Genomic DNA, 18,462 nt, shown 5'->3' on the forward strand with positions numbered 1-18,462 from the left:
TAAAATAGCAATACAGATACAGTTTTTGTAAATTGCAGCGTAACAGTTTTATTTTTTATGAAGAATTCGACTTATTTGTATTTGCAGTTTGCTGATGTTATTGAGAAGCAGATAAAATCAGGACTTTTAAATGTTGGTGACAAACTGCCTTCTATTAGAGAAGTATGTGCCGAAACGGGTTACAGTATGAGTACTGTAAGCAAGGCCTATTATGAGGTAGAAAGCAGATCGCTGATAGAATCTCGTCCGCAATCTGGTTATTATGTGAGTAATATTTCGGCGCGAATTATTACAGAACCTTCTGCGAGTTCGCCTGTTTTGAGCGTTGAAAACATTGAAAGAGAAGATTTAATTGATTTGGTTTACGGCGATATGCGCGCCAAAGATGTTACAATGCTTTCGCTTGGTTTTCCTTCTAATGAATTACTTCCCATTGCAAAGTTGAATAAAGGAATGGTTCAAGCTATGCGTCAGCTGCCCAACAGCGGTACGAGTTATGAGGAAATTCAAGGAAATAGTAATCTTAGAAAAGAAATTGCGCGCTGGTCATTTACTTGGGGCGGTTCTTTAACGGAAGAAGATATTATCACTACTCCAGGCTGTATTTCTGCAATTTCCGATTGTCTGCTGACTTTAACCAAACCGGGAGATACGATTATTACCGAAAGTCCGGTGTATTTTGGTATTCTTCAATTAGCCCGATCTCTGGGATTATATGTGATGGAACTTCCAACCAATATGACCACAGGAATTGAATTGGAAGCGGTTAAAAAAACGCTGGCTTCTAACAAAGTAAAAGCCTGCGTTTTGATGAGTAATTTCAGCAATCCATCAGGGAGTATGCTGCCAAATGAGCATAAAAAGGAAATTGTACGATTGATGGAATTTTACAATGTGCCTTTAATTGAAGATGATATTCACGGGGATTTGTATTTTGGCACCAGCCGTCCGACGAATTGTAAAACGTATGATGAAAGCGGCATTGTACTTTGCTGTAGTTCGGTTTCTAAAACGCTGGCTCCGGGATATCGCGTGGGATGGGTTTCTGCGGGAAAATTTAAAAAAGAGATTTTGAGAACCAAATTGTATCATACGATCTCCTCTCCTACTATTACGCATGAAGTTGTGGGTGATTTTTTGAAAAACGGACGTTACGAAAATCATCTCCGAAGAATCCGGCAGATTTTAAATCGAAATTGTAATAATTATATCAATACTGTTTTAGAATCTTTTCCGGCAGGAACAAAGGTAAGCCAGCCGCAGGGCGGTTTTTTCCTTTGGGTTGAATTAGATCAGAAAATCGATACGGCTTCATTGTATCATTTGGCTATGAAACACAATATTAGTATTGCGCCTGGAAGGATTTTTTCTTTTCAAAATCAATTTTCAAATTGTATGCGTTTGAGTTTTGGTCTTCCGTGGACAAACGAATTAAGAAAGTCCATTCAGACTTTAGGGAAACTGGCTGAAAAACAATTATAAATAAAAAACTGGACAGTACAACTACTTACTGTCCAGCCAACAATTAAAGAGACCAAACTAACAATTATAAGACGAAATAGGCATCTTTTTCGACTTTTTTAGGTTCCTCTTTCAAATCAAATTCTTTCAGAATATCAAACTCACTTTGATACTCGTTAAGCATTTGTTTGATGTTTTTCTCTATTGTATTTGCTATAGCAGTTACAGGCGTATCGGTTGGTCGGTTTTCAAACGGATCTTGCAAATGAATCGCCATTCTCTCGATCAAAAAGAAAGCACCTCCAATGGCAGTAATCAACGGAATGGCAAACCAGCTCAACACACTTGTTAATCCAAAAGGCAGTAAAAGGATAAACAGACACAATGTTAATCGAATATACATGCTGTATGTGGTTGGAAAAATCGTGTTTTTAATTCGCTCACATTTTCCCATTTCATCACACAATCTTGATAGTGTATTGTCAATTTCTACCTGCTGGTAAGTATTGATGCGTTTATCATTTAATGCATTTCGTAAATCTCTGGCGTGCAGCATTAAAATAGCATTTGGCACGTTTTGATGATTTTTAATGTATTTGATTTCTTCTTCACTCATCAAACCATATAGAGGTTCTACAGCATTTTTATTTCGAAGAGATTGACCTAAACTATAACACCATGCAATTTGTCTTTTGGCAAAATTTTCTTTGAATTCACTGGCTTCCAAAGAAAAATCAGGGTCTTTATAAAAGGTCAATACCTGACGAATTAATGTTCTTGAATCGTTTACGACTGCTCCCCAAACAATTCGGGCTTCCCACCATCTGTCATAAGCCTGATTGGATTTAAAGGCTAACAATAGCGATATAATGGTTCCAATTATAGTGGGAATCGCAATTGGAATATCAACAGGAAGAGTGATAAAATAGTGATGAAAAATTTCAAACACTAAGGTATAAGCTAATACAAGTACTATTTCTACTTTAATTTTCCCGAGAACGTACTTCATTGGTATTCTTTTCTTTAATAACATATTATCGGTTTTAAATTAAATTAATATTGCTGTTTGAGTGATTAGTTGTTAGTTGTTAGTGATTAGTTGTTAGCTGTTAGTGATTCGTAATTAGTTTTTTACTTAAAAAATCAAAAAACAGAATATCGCTATGCGGTATATTCACTTTTCCACTTTTTACTTTTTACTATTCACTTTTTACTTTTTACTATTCACTAAAAGACTAAGCCATTTCTTCATACAATGAAAGAACCGGAAGTCCGAGTTTTTCATTGATATTTTCTTTTTTAACTTTTTTGAATTTGATTTTTTCTCCTTTACGGGTTTCTACTAAAAGGTCAATTTCATATTTAGAAATCGCTTCGGATAAATAAGGCGCTAAGGTTTCGTAATTATCATCAATTTTAGAAGTCTGGCTTACAATTTCGTATGAGAAATTCTCATTTAAAAACTGCTGAACATCTTTTACGTGCATATTGGCACTGCTGTTCTCGATGTAAAGTGCTTTTGTAAAGTGTTCTTTGAAATGTTCGCTTCCTAAATGTAGGATCGGGCATTTTTGATTTCCAGCCAATTGCACCAAATATTGATGAATGCGCTTGGTTTCTTTTTTATAAGAATGCGTCAGGATTACCAATTTTACAGAGAAGTGTTCGATTATTCCTCTAAAAATAGGCGATGAAAGTCCGTATTGATTATGAATTTTAATTCTGCAGTTTTTAGTATGATTAATCATATATCTGCAGGTTTCTAACACTTCTTCTTGGCTTTTGGTAAGTCCTGTGCGCATTTCACGAAGGAAATTAGAAGCCGAAAAAGCATCTGGTGTTTCAGAAACCATCATTAAAACAATTTCGCAGTCCGATTCTTTGGATTGATTAATCGCTGATTTTACGGCAGAAATTGTATCATCTTTTAAAGTTGTAGGTATCAGGAAATTTTTCATATGTATAATCTTTTAGTTTATACATACAAAATAACTACCTGATTATTAGAAGGGTATTAATATAAAATTAGAATTTTCTAAAATTAAACATTAGAATTTTTAATGTTGGCTTTCTTGGTACTGGTTTTCTTGAAAATAATGGTTACAATCGTTCCTTTATTTTGTTCGGATTGAACTTGTATTTCACCATCGTGCATGCGAATTATTTTAGAAGCCAATGGAAGTCCCAAACCATAACCAATATATTTGGCTGCAATTTTCCCTCTAAAGAAAGGTTCGTACAAATGCGGAATATCTTCTGGTGGAATCCCAATTCCGATATCATTAATAGAAATCTTAATCGCTTCCTGATTCGCCGAAAGTGTTACAAAGACTTCGTTGTTATCTGAATATTTTACGCCATTGGTAATAATATTATTGATGGCAAGTTCTAAAAGTGGTTTATTGCATGGAATTAAAAGCAGATTAGAATCGTTTGGCGCAAAATTCAATTTGATACTCACACGGTTATCAGGAAAAATTTTATCCAAATCTGATTTTACATCCAATAATAGTTCATCAATTCGGGCAATGTCGAGAACTTGTTTATTTCCATCATAACCGGTTTGGGTCAGTTTTAATAAACTTTCTGTCAAATTCCCTAATCTTGATGCTTGGCTGTAAATATTCTGAAGAGATTCTACATATTCTTCTTTTTCACGTTCTTTTAAAAGCATAATTTCAGCTTCGGCAATAATCGTGGTTATAGGCGTTTTTAACTCGTGTGAAGCATTATTGATAAAATTGGCCTGAATCTCAAATGAAGTTTCAAGTCGGTCAAGCATATCATTAAACGTCTCGGTTAAATCCGAAATTTCATCGGCATTTTTTACTTCTGGAAGTCGGTTATGCAGATTTGAAGCACTGATTCGGTTTACTTCTTTTGTAATTCTGGCAACTGGATTAATCACACGTTTGGCTAGAAAACGTCCTAAGAAAAAAGCGAGCAGTATAAATCCAATTCCTCCAAATAGCAATATTTTTACAATATAAACGGTTGTCGTCTTCCCTCTTCGGTCTCGGGCACCAACAATTACAATATATTTCTGGTTGCTTTCTGTAAAAACCTGACCCAGATAATATTTGCTGTTGACTTCGAAATAATCCTTTCCAGTTTTTAGAATATTGGTATAGAATTCATTCGGAAGGTTAAGTTTTGTATTGTAATCAAAACTATTGGCGCTGTTGATTTTCAGCACATATTCTTCTTCCTCGATAAGTTCTTCAAGTCCGTTTTTCTTAAGATTACTGTAGTATTTTATTTTTTCAGGATCATTCTGAAAATGAATAGAGGCCACAATTTTCGCTCGGTCTTCGAGTCTTTTTAAGAAATGGTAACGGTTATTTTCTCTAAATAAAACGAATACAATCACACTCAATAGCAAGGTACTAAAGGTAGATAATGCTACATAAGTGAAAGTAATTCTTTTTCTAATATCCATTTTATTGTTTTATAACATAACCTAAACCTTTCATGGTATGAATAAGTTTGGTGGTATACGGTTTATCTATTTTTTTTCTTAGGTAAGTGATATAAACATCGACCACATTGGTGTTCATATCAAAATTAATATCCCAGACATTATCCAAAATCTGATCTCTTGAAACAATTCTTCCGGCGTTTTTTCCGAGATAATACAGTAATTTGAACTCTTTTGCCGTTAAAATAATAGGTTCGCCGTCTCTTTTTACAGTTTTGGCACGTCCGTTTATTTCTAAATCACCAATAGTGATAACGTCAATTTTATCGGTTTCCTGATGTGCTCTTCGGTGTAAGGCATTAACTCTTGCGTCAAGTTCGCCAAATTTAAAGGGCTTTACAAGATAATCATCAGCGCCAGAATTTAGACCGGTTACAATATTTTCTGAAGTTCCTAAAGCGGTTAAAAGCAAAATAGGAACAAAATTCTTGCTGGCGCGAAGTCTTCTGCAAATTTCGATTCCGTTAATATCTGGTAACATAACGTCTAAAACGACAACATCAAAGTTATAATTGTGGATCATCTCAAGGGCAGTTTTGCCATCGAGTGCCACGCTTACTTCGTTATTATTTTCTGCAAATCCTTTACGTAAAATCGACAAAAGATTTGGCTCGTCTTCGACTATTAGTAACTTCATTTTAATTTGTATATACAACAAAAATAACGATTGACTCGAAAAATAGTATTCTAATTCGTTATAAATTATGATTTAATTATGAACAATTGCGACATCCACAATAAAAAAAGCAGCCAAATAGCTGCTTTCAAATATTATCTGTGAAAAATTTCTAATTCTTAAAATTAAAGCTCAAAACGGCTCCTAAACCAAACTGAAAAGTTGACACATAATCTTCTATTCCAACCGGCCCCCAATATGTCCAATAATAACTATTTCCAACCGCAGCCGACAGCGATTCGAGATAAGCATTTATATTTACAGAAACTATTGAAGCAGTTTTGATTTTAACTCCGCCTTTTACATCCCAGGCAAAATAAGTTCCACTACCACTTTGAGGTGTTTCAACAATTCCGATACCCGCACCTGCACCTAAATAAGGAAGCAAATTTGATCCTGTATTAAAATAATGCGTATAATCAGCTAAAACATAATTAAAAGCACCTTTGTCATCACCTGCATTAAGCTGATTTCCAGCAGGACCATAAAAGGGTATTTTGGTATCTGCCCTTAGATATTTTACCTCAACCGAATTGTTTGTTGAAAAGAAGTACTCAAATCCTGCACCGTATTGAAAACCATCTTCTACTGTTGCACGATAACCATCATAATCAAGGTCGTCTGAAAAATTATATCCACCATACAAATTAAGTGAAAAAGACCTTGCATCTTGAGCCTGCATTCCCATCACCGACAGGAATAAAGCGACTAATAAACTGTACTGTTTCATAAATTGATTTGTTTGAAAGTTAAATGGTAAACCAAATTTAAGTATTTTCTTTCAAATAAATCATTTATAACCATATAATTTTCACATAATCAATAACTTATAAACAAAATAGAATCTCATAAAAACGTAAACAGATCATCAGGAGTCTATAGAATGATATAATACAAATTATAGCACATTTTACTTTGTAATAAATTTAGGATGGATCAAATTTTCTAAAGAATAAATTTCATCCCATTTTTCCTGAGTAATCAGTTTTCTTTCAACCACCGCAATTTGATGTACACTTTTGTTTGTTTTTAAAGCTTCTCCGGCTATGCTGGCACTTTCTTCATAACCAATAATTGGATTTAATTGGGTTACGATTCCAATACTATTCATAACCATATTGTAACAATGATCAACATTTGCTGTAATACCGTTGATGCATTTATCAATTAAAGTTTGAATGGCATTTGAAAGATAGTCCAATGAAGTGAACATGGCAAAAGCAATAACCGGCTCCATTACATTTAATTGCAATTGTCCTGCTTCTGCCGCCATTGTTACCGTTAAATCCTGACCGATTACATAAAAACAGGTTTGATTTACGACTTCTGGAATTACTGGATTTACTTTACCCGGCATAATAGATGAACCTGGCTGACGTGGTGGAAGGTTAATTTCATTAAATCCTGTTCTTGGTCCAGAACTTAACAATCGTAAATCGTTGCAAATTTTCGAAATTTTAACCGCAGAACGTTTTAAAGTTCCCATAATCTGTACGTAAGCCCCCGTGTCGACTGTTGCTTCAATTAAATCTGGAGAAAGCGTTAACGGAATTCCAACTTCTTCAGCCAGATATTTTACACAAAGTTCAGGATAACCTTCAGGAGCATTTACTTTGGTTCCAATTGCAGTTGCGCCCATGTTAATTTCCAGCAATAATTCCTGAGCATTTTTTAAACGCTGAATATCTTCGCCAATTGTTGTGGCATACGCTTTAAATTCCTGTCCTAAAGTCATAGGAACTGCATCTTGCAATTGCGTTCTTCCCATTTTTAAAACTTCCTTAAACTCCTCGCCTTTTTTAGCAAAAGCTACTTCTAAGCCTGCAAAAGTTTTAATAAAACTTTCCATTTTTAAATACAAAGCAATTCTAAATGCCGATGGATAAGCATCGTTTGTAGACTGAGAACAGTTTACATGATTATTGGGATGAAGAAAATTGTATTCTCCTTTTTTATGACCTAAATATTCCAGTCCGATATTGGCAATAACTTCATTGGCATTCATGTTTACAGAAGTCCCTGCGCCGCCTTGAATCAAATCGCTTACAAATTCCTGATCAAATTTACCTGCAATTACCTGATCGCTTCCGTAACAAATGGCTTCTGCCAATTTTGGATCGATCGCATTGCAATCTTTATTGGCTAGAGCAGCCGCTTTTTTCACATAACCTAAAGCCTTAATAAACAAAGGTTCTTTTGAAATCGGAATTCCAGTAATATTGAAATTTTCTACCGCTCTAAAAGTTTGGATTCCGTAGTACAGATGATTGGGAATTTCTAGTTCTCCTAAAAAATCATGCTCCTTTCTTGTTGGTTCCATATCGATAATGATGTATTTTAAACTTAAAAATAAGTGTAAAGCTACAGCATTTTATGCATAAAAAATGTGAATGAAATCAAAATGATTTATGATTTTAAGAGGAATATTTTATGGTAAAGTATTACCTTTTCGGTCTCAAATATTTATCATTTTAAACTTGAAGAAACAGCACGAATATTTTCTTGATAAAGAATACAATAGCATTATTTACGCAAAAGAAGATCTGAATTTTAAAGATTTTGAAGGCTGCGTTTTTAATCGTTGCAATTTCTCTGCGTGTACTTTTCTGGCGGTTACTTTTATTGACTGCGTTTTTAATGATTGTATTTTCAACGAAGCCAAAATTAATTACGTTGCTTTTAGAACTGCAGCTTTTAACCGATGCGAAATTAAAGACGTTAATTTTGCCATGTGCGATAAATTGATTTTTGAAATTGGTTTTAACGATTGTATTCTGGATTTTTCGAAGTTTTATGCTTTAAAACTAAAAGGAACAATCTTTACCAATTGCAGTATTATTGCAGTCGATTTCATGGCTGCCGATCTTACAGGCGTTATATTCGATAATTGCGATTTATACCGCTCCGAATTCTCGAAAGCCATTGCCAACAAAACCGATTTTAAAACAAGTTATAATTATACTATTGATCCATCAAAAACTAAATTGAAGAAAGCCGTTTTTTCTTTGAATGAAGTGAAAGGATTGTTATTTAAGTATGATGTAATTGTAAAATAGCTTGCCCAATAAATTAAATCTGCTTCCCCATCACATAATCCTCCATCAAATAACCATTTCCAATTTCTATATCAACTGTTTCTTTAATTTCGAAACCTAATTTTTTATAGAAGTTCAAAGCGGTATTGAAGCGATTCACGTTTAGTAAAAGCGTTGCAGAATTGTTTTCTAAAGCCATTTTACCGATTTCATCAAAAACCATTTTACCGAAACCCTTCCCTTGTGTTTCTGGCAGAAGATAGATTTTATGAATTTTAGTTATCGCTTCATTTTTATAATTATGCTCAATCCCGATAAAACCAATTACGGAATCAGCATCTGAGATTAAATAAAACAACTGCTCTTTATTCTGAATCTGATTCGAAAGTGTTTCATTAGAATAAATTAAATCTAACATATACTCCAATTGTTCTTTCGTTAGGATTTCTCCGTACGTAATGGGCCATGTTATATGTGCGATCTCTTGAATTTTGGCAATATCTTTAAGAGCTGCTTCGGTAATTTGAATCATATTATTTTGTAAAAACTTGATTTTCTTGTTCGCTTACGCGGATGAAAGTGGTTCGTTTAGTCAATTCTTTTAATCTTGAAGCTCCAACATACGTACAAGTGCTTCTAATGCCTCCTAAAATATCTAAAACAGTATGAATGACATCACCTTTAAACGGAACTTGAACTGTTTTTCCTTCGCTTGCTCTGTATTCTGCAACGCCGCCAGCGTGTTTGTCCATAGCAGTTTTCGAACTCATTCCGTAAAATTGTTTGAATTTTTCTCCATTTACTTCAATCAGTTCTCCTCCGCTTTCGGTATGTCCTGCCAGCATTCCACCTAACATTACAAAATCGGCAGCAGCGCCAAAAGCTTTGGCAACATCGCCAGGAGTTGTACAGCCCCCGTCGCTTATGATGTGTCCGCCTAATCCGTGCGCGGCATCGGCACATTCTATAATAGCAGAAAGCTGCGGATAACCTACACCTGTTTTTACACGCGTTGTACAAACAGAACCTGGTCCAATTCCAACTTTTACGATATCAGCGCCAGCTAATAAAAGTTCTTCTGTCATTTCTCCTGTCACAACATTTCCGGCAATGATAATTTTATCTGGATATTGTTTTCGGGTTTGCTGTAAAAACTGCACAAAATGTTCTGAATAGCCGTTTGCTACATCAATGCAAATAAATTTCAGTTGTGGATTTGCTGTAATAATCTGTCCGATTTTTTCAGAATCTTCTTTTCCGGTTCCAGTACTTACTGCAATATAATTATAGAAATCTGCATTAACATCTTTAAGGAAATTGTTCCATTCTTCTAAAGTGTAATGTTTATGAATCGCTGTAAAAAGTTTTTCTCCTGCCAAAACCTTAGCCATTTCAAAAGTTCCTACAGTATCCATATTGGCTGCCATAATCGGGATTCCTGTCCAACTTGCAGTGCTGTGCAAAAATTTGAAATTCTGTTCTAAGGACACTTCCGACCTGCTTTTAAGTGTTGATCTTTTAGGTCTAAACATTACATCTTTAAATCCTAATTTTAAATCCATTTCAATTCTCATAGTTCGAGATTTTGGTTACTCTCAAATTTACGGAATTTTAGATTTTAGATTGTGGATTTTAGATTAACAAAAAGCTGAACTTTTAAACAATTTGAACGCTGATAAAAGTGACAAACTTGAAACTTCAGATTTTGAACGCTAATAATACCGATTCACTTTCGCGAAAGCGCGGATTAAAAAGGATTTTTATTTTTAAAATTTGATATACTTTGTACGGGCTTCGACTTCGCTCAGCCTGACAAACTTGAAACTTGAAACAGAACAATCAAAAAAACTGAAAACTGCGACTGCGACTGGACACTAAAAACTACCCGTGAATCGTCTCTCCTTTTCCGTAATTGGTAATGATTGATTCTTCAAAAGCCAGCCATTCTCTCCAGCGTTTTTCAACGTCGATTCCTGTTCCGTATTTACGTGCGTACGTAATGAAGGTAGTATAATGCCCTGCTTCGCTTTCCATTAATTCTCTGTAGAAAAGTGCTAATTCTTCGTCTTTAATATTTTCTGAAAGCACTTTAAAACGTTCACAACTTCTAGCTTCAATCATTGCAGAAAAAAGCAATCGTTCAACCAGACCAGAAACACGGCTTCCGTCTCCGCTTCTTTTCATGTATTGGTAGAGTTCGTTTACGTAATCGTCTTTACGTTCGCGTCCTAGTTTCAATCCTCTTTTGATAATGATATTGTGAACTTGCTCAAAATGATCGATTTCTTCTTTGGCGAGAGCCAATAAATCTTTTACCAAATCCTGATGTTCAGAGTTATTGGTAATAATTGTAATTGCGTTTGTTGCTGCTTTTTGCTCGCACCAAGCGTGGTCTGTCAAGATTTCTTCGATGTTTTTCTCAACAATATTTACCCATCTTGGGTCGGTTGGCAATTGTAATCTTAATACGCCCATCTTTTAATTTTTTGTTTGTTTTGTTTCAGGTTTATTTTGTTTCAAGTTACTCTTAAAGCTAAAAAAGTTTAAAGTCTTGTAACACGTTTATTTTCGCGTTACAAAACTTTAAACTTGAAACCTTAAACTTTAAACTAATTAATACGCAAAAATTGGTCTTTCGCTCATTAATTCGTTTACTTCTTCAGCAACTTCTTCGATAATATCTTCATTTGTGTGATTAGATAAAACTTTATCGATTAAAGCTACGATAGTTTCCATATCTTTTTCAACTAAACCACGAGTTGTGATTGCAGCTGTTCCAACACGAATTCCAGAAGTGATAAATGGAGATTTATCGTCAAAAGGAACCATGTTTTTGTTTACTGTAATTTCAGCTTTTACTAATGCATTTTCAGCTTCTTTACCAGAAATGTTTTTGTTTCTTAGGTCAATAAGCATCATGTGGTTATCAGTTCCGCCAGAGATAATGTTGTAACCTCTTTTTACGAAAGCATCAGCCATTGAATTTGCATTTTTCTGCAATTGCATTGCGTAAGTAAAGAACTCATCTTTAAGCGCTTCACCAAAAGCAACTGCTTTAGCAGCAATAATGTGCATTAAAGGTCCACCTTGATTTCCTGGGAAAACAGCTAAATCTAATAAGGATGACATCATTCTGATTTCTCCTTTTGGAGTTGTTAATCCTTGTGGGTTTGGGAAATCTTTCCCCATTAAAATAAGACCTCCACGTGGTCCTCTTAATGTTTTGTGAGTTGTGGTAGAAACAATATGGCAATGTGGAATTGGATCACTTAATAATCCTTTTGCGATAAGACCTGCTGGATGAGAAATATCAGCAAATAAGATCGCTCCTACACTGTCAGCAATTTGTCTGAAACGAGCAAAATCCATATCACGAGAATAAGCAGAAGCTCCTGCGATAATTAATTTTGGCTGTTCTTTAGTTGCAATTTCTTGAATTTTATCGTAATCTAAACGACCCGTTTCAGCATCTACACCGTAGAAAACTGGACGGTATAAACGTCCTGAAAAGTTTACTGGAGAACCATGAGTTAAGTGCCCCCCGTGAGATAAATCGAAACCTAAAATAGTATCACCAGGATTTAAACATGCATGGTAAACAGCAGTGTTTGCCTGAGAACCTGAGTGAGGCTGTACGTTTGCATATTCAGCACCAAACAATTCTTTTGCTCTATCAATAGCGATCTGTTCAATAACGTCAACTACTTCGCAGCCTCCGTAATATCTTTTGCCTGGATAACCTTCAGCATATTTATTAGTTAAAACAGAACCAGCTGCCTCCATTACCTCATCACTTACAAAGTTTTCTGAAGCAATAAGCTCTAATCCGTGAATTTGTCTTTCTTTTTCTTCTTGTATAAGATCAAAAATTTGTTCGTCGCGTTGCATTTTTTCGTTTTTCGTTAATTTCCTGCAAAAATACAAAAAAACGTTTGTCAAACTGCTAGATTATGATATATTTGACATGTAATTTTTCAACAAATAATTAACATTAAACATGCCAATAACCGCCAACGATACCAGTAGAAAATCATGGTTAGAAGTACCTCAAAATAGTGACTTCCCTATTCAAAATATTCCTTTCGGTGTATTTCTTACCAAAGAAAATGTCGTGACTGTAGGAACGAGAATTGGCGATTATGCTATAGATTTAGGGGCTTTACAGCAATTAAACTATTTTGAAGGAATCGAATTAACCGATGATATGTTTATGCAGGATACGCTGAATGATTTTATTTCTGACGGAAAAAAAACATGGCGTTTGGTTCGAAATCGTATCGCTGAGATTTTTGATGAGAACAATCCGCAGTTAAGAGATACAACAAAACACCGAGATATTGTGATATTTAAAATTGAAGATGTAGAAATGCAGCTTCCAGTTTTAATTGGTGATTATACGGACTTTTATTCTAGTAAAGAACACGCTACAAACGTAGGTAAAATGTTCCGCGATCCAGAAAATGCTTTATTGCCAAACTGGCTGCACATTCCGGTTGGATACCACGGAAGAAGTTCTACAATTGTGCCATCTGGAATTCCGGTTCACAGACCTATGGGACAAACTTTACCTGCTGGACATGACACACCTGTTTTTGGTGCTTCACGTTTAGTAGATTTCGAATTGGAAACTGCTTTTATCACAACCGATGTAAATGTAATGGGAGAAAACATTCCAACTTACGAAGCTGAAGATTATATTTTTGGAATGGTTTTGTTAAATGACTGGAGCGCGCGTGATATTCAAAAATGGGAATATGTGCCTCTTGGTCCATTCTTAGCTAAAAACTTTGCCACTTCAATTTCTCCTTGGATCGTAACTATGGATGCTTTAGAGCCTTTTAGAACAAAAGGACCTAAACAGGATCCATCTCCGCTGCCTTATTTACAGACAAAAGGAAAGAAAGCTTTTGATATTCACTTAGAAGTTTCATTAAAACCGGAAAATCAAGATGAAGAAACTGTGATTTCACGATCCAACTTCAAATATTTATATTGGTCAATGAGCCAGCAATTGGCACATCATACTTCAAATGGATGCCGTGTGAATTCTGGTGATATGATGGGATCAGGAACTATTTCAGGACCGACTCCAGATAGCTTTGGTTCTATGCTGGAATTAACGTGGGGCGGAAAAAATCCTATTACGTTAAAAGATGGAAGTGAACGTAAATTTATTGAAGATAACGACACTGTTATTATTCGTGGTTTCTGCGAAAATGCCGAAGTAAGAATTGGTTTTGGAGAAGTTTCAAGTCAATTATTACCTCCTTTTATCAGACAATGAAGTGAAGATAAATCTTCTGAAGAGATATAGAAATAAAAAAACCTTGGTCATCGCCAAGGTTTTTTTATATTTTATTTGAATCTCGCAAAGTCGCAGAGACGCATTTTTTTAAAACCATATAAGTGATACAAGAAAATTTAAGTTTGAATTAAATGAACTCATATCACTTATATGGTTTTATTTTTTTTAATTATGCAGGAATCTGCTGACTCAAACAGTGTAAAGTCCCAAATCCCCAGATAAAATCAATACAGCTTATTCCAATTACTTCACGATCAGGGAAACATTCTGCTAAAATATTTAAAGCCACACGATCATTACTGTCATTAAATGTTGGTACTAAAACACAATTATTCAAAATCAAGAAATTAGCATAACTTGCCGGTAAACGTAAATCTTCAAAATCAACACGCTTAGGCATTGGCAATGCTACAATTACAGGAGATTTTCCATTTTCTAATTTTGCATTTTGTAAGCGTTTCAAATTGTCTTGTAAAGGTTTGTAGTTTGAATCGTTTTTATCAGTTTCAACAATCGTAACAATTGTATCTTCGTTTACGAATCGGCATAAATCGTCGATATGTCCGTGTGTATCATCACCTTCAATTCCGTCTCCTAACCAAATTACATTGGTAACTCCAAGATATTCTTTAAAAACAGCTTCGTAATCTTCTTTGGTAAAACCTTGATTTCTTACCTGAATGGTTGGGTGCATCAAGCATTCTTCAGAAGTCAATAACGTACCTTTTCCGTTTACATCAATCGCTCCACCTTCTACAATTACCGGTTTTCCTTTATACGTTACCTGAGTTAAAGGAACATCGATAAAATCAGCTACTTTACCCGGAACAAATTTATCTAATTGATAGTTTTTATATTTTGCCCATCCGTTGAAATTAAAATTTAAAGCTTCTCTTTTTGAACCATTTTTTACAATGATTGGTCCAGAGTCGCGCATCCAGCTTCTGTTGGTTTTATGAATGATATAAGAAACATTTTTAAGATTTACACGAGCTCTTTCAAGCATATCGTTTACTTTCTCTTTTAGTTTTTCATCGGCAACTACCAAGAAAACAGTTTCAAAAGTGGCTACTTTTTTTATAAATTCTACAAAAGCCCATTGAACGGCTTCGTATTTTCCAGGCCAGTCGTTACCATTGTGCGGAAAACACAAAACAATTCCTTGCTGCTTTTCCCATTCTGCTGGAAATCTTCTATTATTTGTTGACATAAATACGTTCTGATTTAGAAAGTGCAAAGATAGTCATTCGGCAGGATTATAAAACAGCTCTATAAAAAGATATAACATTTCACCCAAAATATCTTATAAAATTTAAGTTAAAGATTAGATAATACAGCCTTAATATTACACCCAAATCCCATAATTACTTTTGGCAAAAACTAAAACACAATCAAAATGAAGAAATTAAGCATTTCATTATTTGCCGCATTATTAATTATGGCAAGCTGTAATAATGATGACAATTCTAAAAATGACGAACAACCAGAAGCAGTTGTAAACGAAAATCCGGGAACTTTTAAAGAAATCGGTTCTATTACAATTGGTGGTGAAGCCGCCGCCGAAATTTCGGCTTACTGTGAAAAAACAAAAAGATTATTTACAGTAAATAACAGCGGTGTAAACCAAATTGATGTTATTGATATTGCTGATCCAACAAAACCAATTAAAATTGGTAAAATTGATTTAGCAGCTTATGAAGGTGCCGCAAACAGTGTTTCGATTTTTGACGGAAAACTCGCGGTTGCATTAGAATCTACTAGTAACAAACAAGGAAATGGTAAAGTAGTAGTTTTCAATACTTCAGACTACAGTTTAATTAAGCAGGTAACCGTAGGTGCATTGCCAGATATGGTTACTTTTTCTCCAGATGGAAAATACATCATGACTGCTAATGAAGGTGAACCAAATACCGATTATTCACAAGATCCAAATGGAACAATTTCAATCATTGAAACAAGCACTTACAGCGTTACAACTTTAGATTTTAGTTCGTTTGCAAGTCAAGCAGAAGCGTTAAAAAAAGATGGGTTCAGAATTTCAAAATTTGCCAAAACTAGTTTTGCTCAAGATATCGAGCCAGAATATATTACTATTTCTGATGATTCTAAAACAGCTTGGGTCACTTTACAAGAAAATAACGGTGTTGCAAAAGTTGATTTGACTTCCAAAACGATTACTGCTATTTACCCTTTAGGTCTAAAAGATTACAATACGGCTGAAAATGCTATTGATGTAAGCGACAGCGATAACAAAATTGCATTTAATCCTTGGAAAGTAAAAGGTCTTTATATGCCAGATGCTATCAGTCATTTTACTGTAAACAATACTCCTTATTTTGTTACTGCTAACGAAGGTGATGCAAGAGAATACAACGCTTTTTCTGATGTAAAACGTATGAAAAACATGACTCTTGATGCAACTGTTTTCCCTGATGCAGCAACCTTAAAATTAGATGCTAATTTGGGAAGATTAAATCTTGTTGCCGATATGGGAGATACTGATGGAGATGGAGATTTAGACCAAACGATAAGCTTTGGAGGAAGATCATTCTCAATCTGGAATGGAAACACAGGAAAAATTGTTTACGACAGTAAAAATGATGTTGACAAAAAAACTAATGAATTAGGAACTTATGATGATAAGAGAAGTGACGATAAAGGTTCTGAACCAGAAGCCGTAGTTTCTGTAAAAATGGGCAATCAGAATATTTTATTTGTAGGACTTGAAAGATCAGATGCTTTTATGGTTTATGATGTTACTAATCCGGTTTCTCCACAATATTTACAAACTGTTAAAACGGGTGATGCGCCAGAAGGAGTTTTATTTATTCCAGCTTCAAAAAGTCCAACTAAAAGAAGTTTATTAGTGGTAAGCAGCGAAGGCGACGGCTCTGTAAAAATTTATCAGCCAGATTTGAAATAACCATTATTTCACAAATTCAGAAAGGGTAAGATTTAAATTTTACCCTTTTTTTTGCAAAAAATCAAATTTTAATCACCACATTTTCAGAATTGTAAGCAAAATAGTGGAAATTATGTAAACGAGGTTACAACACATTTCCAAAATAGGGGGTCTACTTTTGTCTGAGTTAAATAAAAATGAATAAATTTTGATATCATGAAAAAGAAATTAGTATCAGTATCCCTTCTTCTATTAGCGCTTACTGCAGGTGCTCAAAATATGGCGACTACATCAGCAAAAACAATTGTTGATCAACCTGAATATAATAAATGGTCTATTGAATTAAATGGAGGTGTAAACAAACCAACTAGAGCAATGACTACAGGTTATGCTACAGAATCTTTAAATTTCTTTCACGGAGATTTAGGTGTTCGATATATGTTTAATCCAAAATTTGGAGTAAAATTAGATGTAGGTTACGACCAGTTTAAAGAGAAAAAAAATACTCCTGATTTTGAAAGCCGTTATGTTAGAGCCAGCTTACAAGGAGTTATTAACGTAGGACGTGCCTTAAATTTTGAAACTTGGACAAACACTATCGGTATTTTAGCACATGGTGGTTTTGGAGTTTCACAAATTAGTACTGAAACTGGTTTTGGAGGTCAAGATTACATGGCACACGGAATCGCTGGTATTACCGGACAGATTAAATTAAGCAACCGAGTAGCTTTGACTGGTGACCTTACGGGAATTATTAACGGAAGACAAAACTGGAATTTTGACGGAATGGGTAATACTACTACAGGTTCTTTTGATGGTATTCTTTTAAATGCTTCTGTTGGTTTAACCTTCTACTTAGGTAAACACGAAAAACATGCTGACTGGGTTGGCGAAGAAGATAGAATTGGTGAATTGGAAAAAAGAGTGGACTTAATCGAAACTGGTCTTATTGATTCAGATAAAGATGGTGTTGCTGATTTATACGATTTAGAACCAAACACAATTGCAGGTGTTGCAGTTAATACAAAAGGACAATCAATTGATAACAATCAAAATGGTGTGCCAGATGAGTTAGAAAGCTATTTGGATAAAACATATGAAAAGAAAGGCGCTGGATCAGCTACAAACAATACTGTTGAAGAATTAATCAACGGAGGTTATGTAAACGTGTACTTTGATTTCAATTCTTCTAAACCAACAAACGCTTCTTTATCTGGGGTTGATTTCTTAGTAAAATACCTAAAAAATAACCCAGGAAAATCTGCTGACATTATTGGATATGCTGATGAAATTGGAAGTTCAAACTACAATGCTGAATTGTCAAGAAAAAGAGCTGAAGCTGTGAAAAAAGTAGCAATAAATGCGGGAATTGATGCATCGAGACTGAATGTAATTGCTAACGGAGAGGATACTTCGGTTAACAAAAATTCTAAAGAGGCACGTCAAATCGTGAGAAGAGTTACTTTCCAAGTGAAGTAATATAGATATAAAGCTAAAAATAATAAAAAGAACTGTTTCAATAATGAGGCAGTTCTTTTTTGTTTTAATATAAACTACTAAAGAGCTTCAGAGAAGCTTACAAAGAGAGCTGTCTTTTTTAGACAG

General features: G+C 34.6%; 16 protein-coding genes. 5 read left to right on the forward strand and 11 right to left on the reverse strand.

Going from position 1 to position 18,462, the window contains the following annotated elements:
• Positions 1-57: 57 nt before the first annotated feature.
• On the forward strand, positions 58-1,482 hold the full coding sequence (locus P2W75_RS10480; RefSeq protein WP_207296635.1) for a PLP-dependent aminotransferase family protein: 1,425 nt from the start codon (positions 58-60) through the stop codon (positions 1,480-1,482).
• A 64-nt stretch (positions 1,483-1,546) separates the two neighbouring features.
• Here the strand turns inward: P2W75_RS10480 and P2W75_RS10485 are convergent, their stop codons facing one another.
• The 6 genes from P2W75_RS10485 to aspA form a co-directional block, all read right to left on the reverse strand.
• Positions 1,547-2,494 carry a bestrophin family ion channel gene (locus P2W75_RS10485; RefSeq protein WP_306801525.1) on the reverse strand — a complete coding sequence of 316 codons (948 nt, stop codon included), beginning with the start codon at positions 2,492-2,494 and terminating at the stop codon, positions 1,547-1,549.
• Between the two features lie 202 nt (positions 2,495-2,696).
• A complete protein-coding gene (locus P2W75_RS10490; protein ID WP_207296637.1) occupies positions 2,697-3,419 on the reverse strand; it encodes a hypothetical protein in 723 nt (240 codons plus the stop codon).
• Positions 3,420-3,502: 83 nt separating this feature from the next.
• Positions 3,503-4,900: a HAMP domain-containing sensor histidine kinase gene (locus P2W75_RS10495; protein WP_207296638.1), complete on the reverse strand. Its 1,398-nt coding sequence runs from the start codon at positions 4,898-4,900 to the stop codon at positions 3,503-3,505.
• Between the two features lies 1 nt (position 4,901).
• Positions 4,902-5,576 carry a response regulator transcription factor gene (locus P2W75_RS10500; protein ID WP_207296639.1) on the reverse strand — a complete coding sequence of 225 codons (675 nt, stop codon included), beginning with the start codon at positions 5,574-5,576 and terminating at the stop codon, positions 4,902-4,904.
• A gap of 151 nt (positions 5,577-5,727) precedes the next feature.
• Positions 5,728-6,345 (reverse strand): outer membrane beta-barrel protein, encoded by a 618-nt coding sequence (locus tag P2W75_RS10505; protein ID WP_276380394.1) that lies wholly within the window; start codon positions 6,343-6,345, stop codon positions 5,728-5,730.
• Positions 6,346-6,525: 180 nt separating this feature from the next.
• Entirely contained in the window at positions 6,526-7,935 is a 1,410-nt protein-coding gene (gene aspA, locus P2W75_RS10510) for an aspartate ammonia-lyase (RefSeq protein WP_207296641.1), read from the reverse strand.
• A gap of 157 nt (positions 7,936-8,092) precedes the next feature.
• Here aspA and P2W75_RS10515 point away from each other — a divergent pair, with 157 nt between their 5' ends.
• Entirely contained in the window at positions 8,093-8,671 is a 579-nt protein-coding gene (locus P2W75_RS10515) for a pentapeptide repeat-containing protein (RefSeq protein WP_276380395.1), read from the forward strand.
• A 13-nt stretch (positions 8,672-8,684) separates the two neighbouring features.
• Here the strand turns inward: P2W75_RS10515 and P2W75_RS10520 are convergent, their stop codons facing one another.
• The 4 genes from P2W75_RS10520 to glyA all read right to left on the reverse strand — a co-directional run bounded on the left by P2W75_RS10520 (position 8,685) and on the right by glyA (position 12,538).
• On the reverse strand, positions 8,685-9,182 hold the full coding sequence (locus tag P2W75_RS10520) for a GNAT family N-acetyltransferase (RefSeq protein WP_276380397.1): 498 nt from the start codon (positions 9,180-9,182) through the stop codon (positions 8,685-8,687).
• Between the two features lies 1 nt (position 9,183).
• The gene (locus P2W75_RS10525; RefSeq protein ID WP_276380398.1) at positions 9,184-10,224 is read right to left on the reverse strand and encodes a GMP reductase; all 1,041 of its coding nucleotides are present in this window, start codon (positions 10,222-10,224) and stop codon (positions 9,184-9,186) included.
• A gap of 307 nt (positions 10,225-10,531) precedes the next feature.
• Positions 10,532-11,125: a tRNA-(ms[2]io[6]A)-hydroxylase gene (locus P2W75_RS10530; protein ID WP_057122755.1), complete on the reverse strand. Its 594-nt coding sequence runs from the start codon at positions 11,123-11,125 to the stop codon at positions 10,532-10,534.
• A gap of 138 nt (positions 11,126-11,263) precedes the next feature.
• On the reverse strand, positions 11,264-12,538 hold the full coding sequence (glyA, locus tag P2W75_RS10535; RefSeq protein ID WP_276380401.1) for a serine hydroxymethyltransferase: 1,275 nt from the start codon (positions 12,536-12,538) through the stop codon (positions 11,264-11,266).
• Between the two features lie 109 nt (positions 12,539-12,647).
• On the opposite strand from glyA, the gene fahA reads away from it, so the two are divergent.
• Entirely contained in the window at positions 12,648-13,934 is a 1,287-nt protein-coding gene (gene fahA, locus P2W75_RS10540) for a fumarylacetoacetase (RefSeq protein WP_207296647.1), read from the forward strand.
• A gap of 190 nt (positions 13,935-14,124) precedes the next feature.
• On the opposite strand, the gene P2W75_RS10545 is transcribed toward fahA, so the two are convergent.
• Positions 14,125-15,165 (reverse strand): agmatine/peptidylarginine deiminase, encoded by a 1,041-nt coding sequence (locus tag P2W75_RS10545; RefSeq protein ID WP_276380403.1) that lies wholly within the window; start codon positions 15,163-15,165, stop codon positions 14,125-14,127.
• Positions 15,166-15,351: 186 nt separating this feature from the next.
• Here P2W75_RS10545 and P2W75_RS10550 point away from each other — a divergent pair, with 186 nt between their 5' ends.
• Together P2W75_RS10550 and P2W75_RS10555 are read left to right on the forward strand one after the other, a co-directional pair.
• The gene (locus P2W75_RS10550; RefSeq protein ID WP_276380404.1) at positions 15,352-16,878 is read left to right on the forward strand and encodes a choice-of-anchor I family protein; all 1,527 of its coding nucleotides are present in this window, start codon (positions 15,352-15,354) and stop codon (positions 16,876-16,878) included.
• A 195-nt stretch (positions 16,879-17,073) separates the two neighbouring features.
• Positions 17,074-18,336: an OmpA family protein gene (locus P2W75_RS10555; RefSeq protein WP_276380405.1), complete on the forward strand. Its 1,263-nt coding sequence runs from the start codon at positions 17,074-17,076 to the stop codon at positions 18,334-18,336.
• Positions 18,337-18,462: the final 126 nt, after the last annotated feature.

The organism is Flavobacterium sp. H4147, assembly GCF_029360735.1.
Lineage (GTDB): Bacteria > Bacteroidota > Bacteroidia > Flavobacteriales > Flavobacteriaceae > Flavobacterium > Flavobacterium endoglycinae.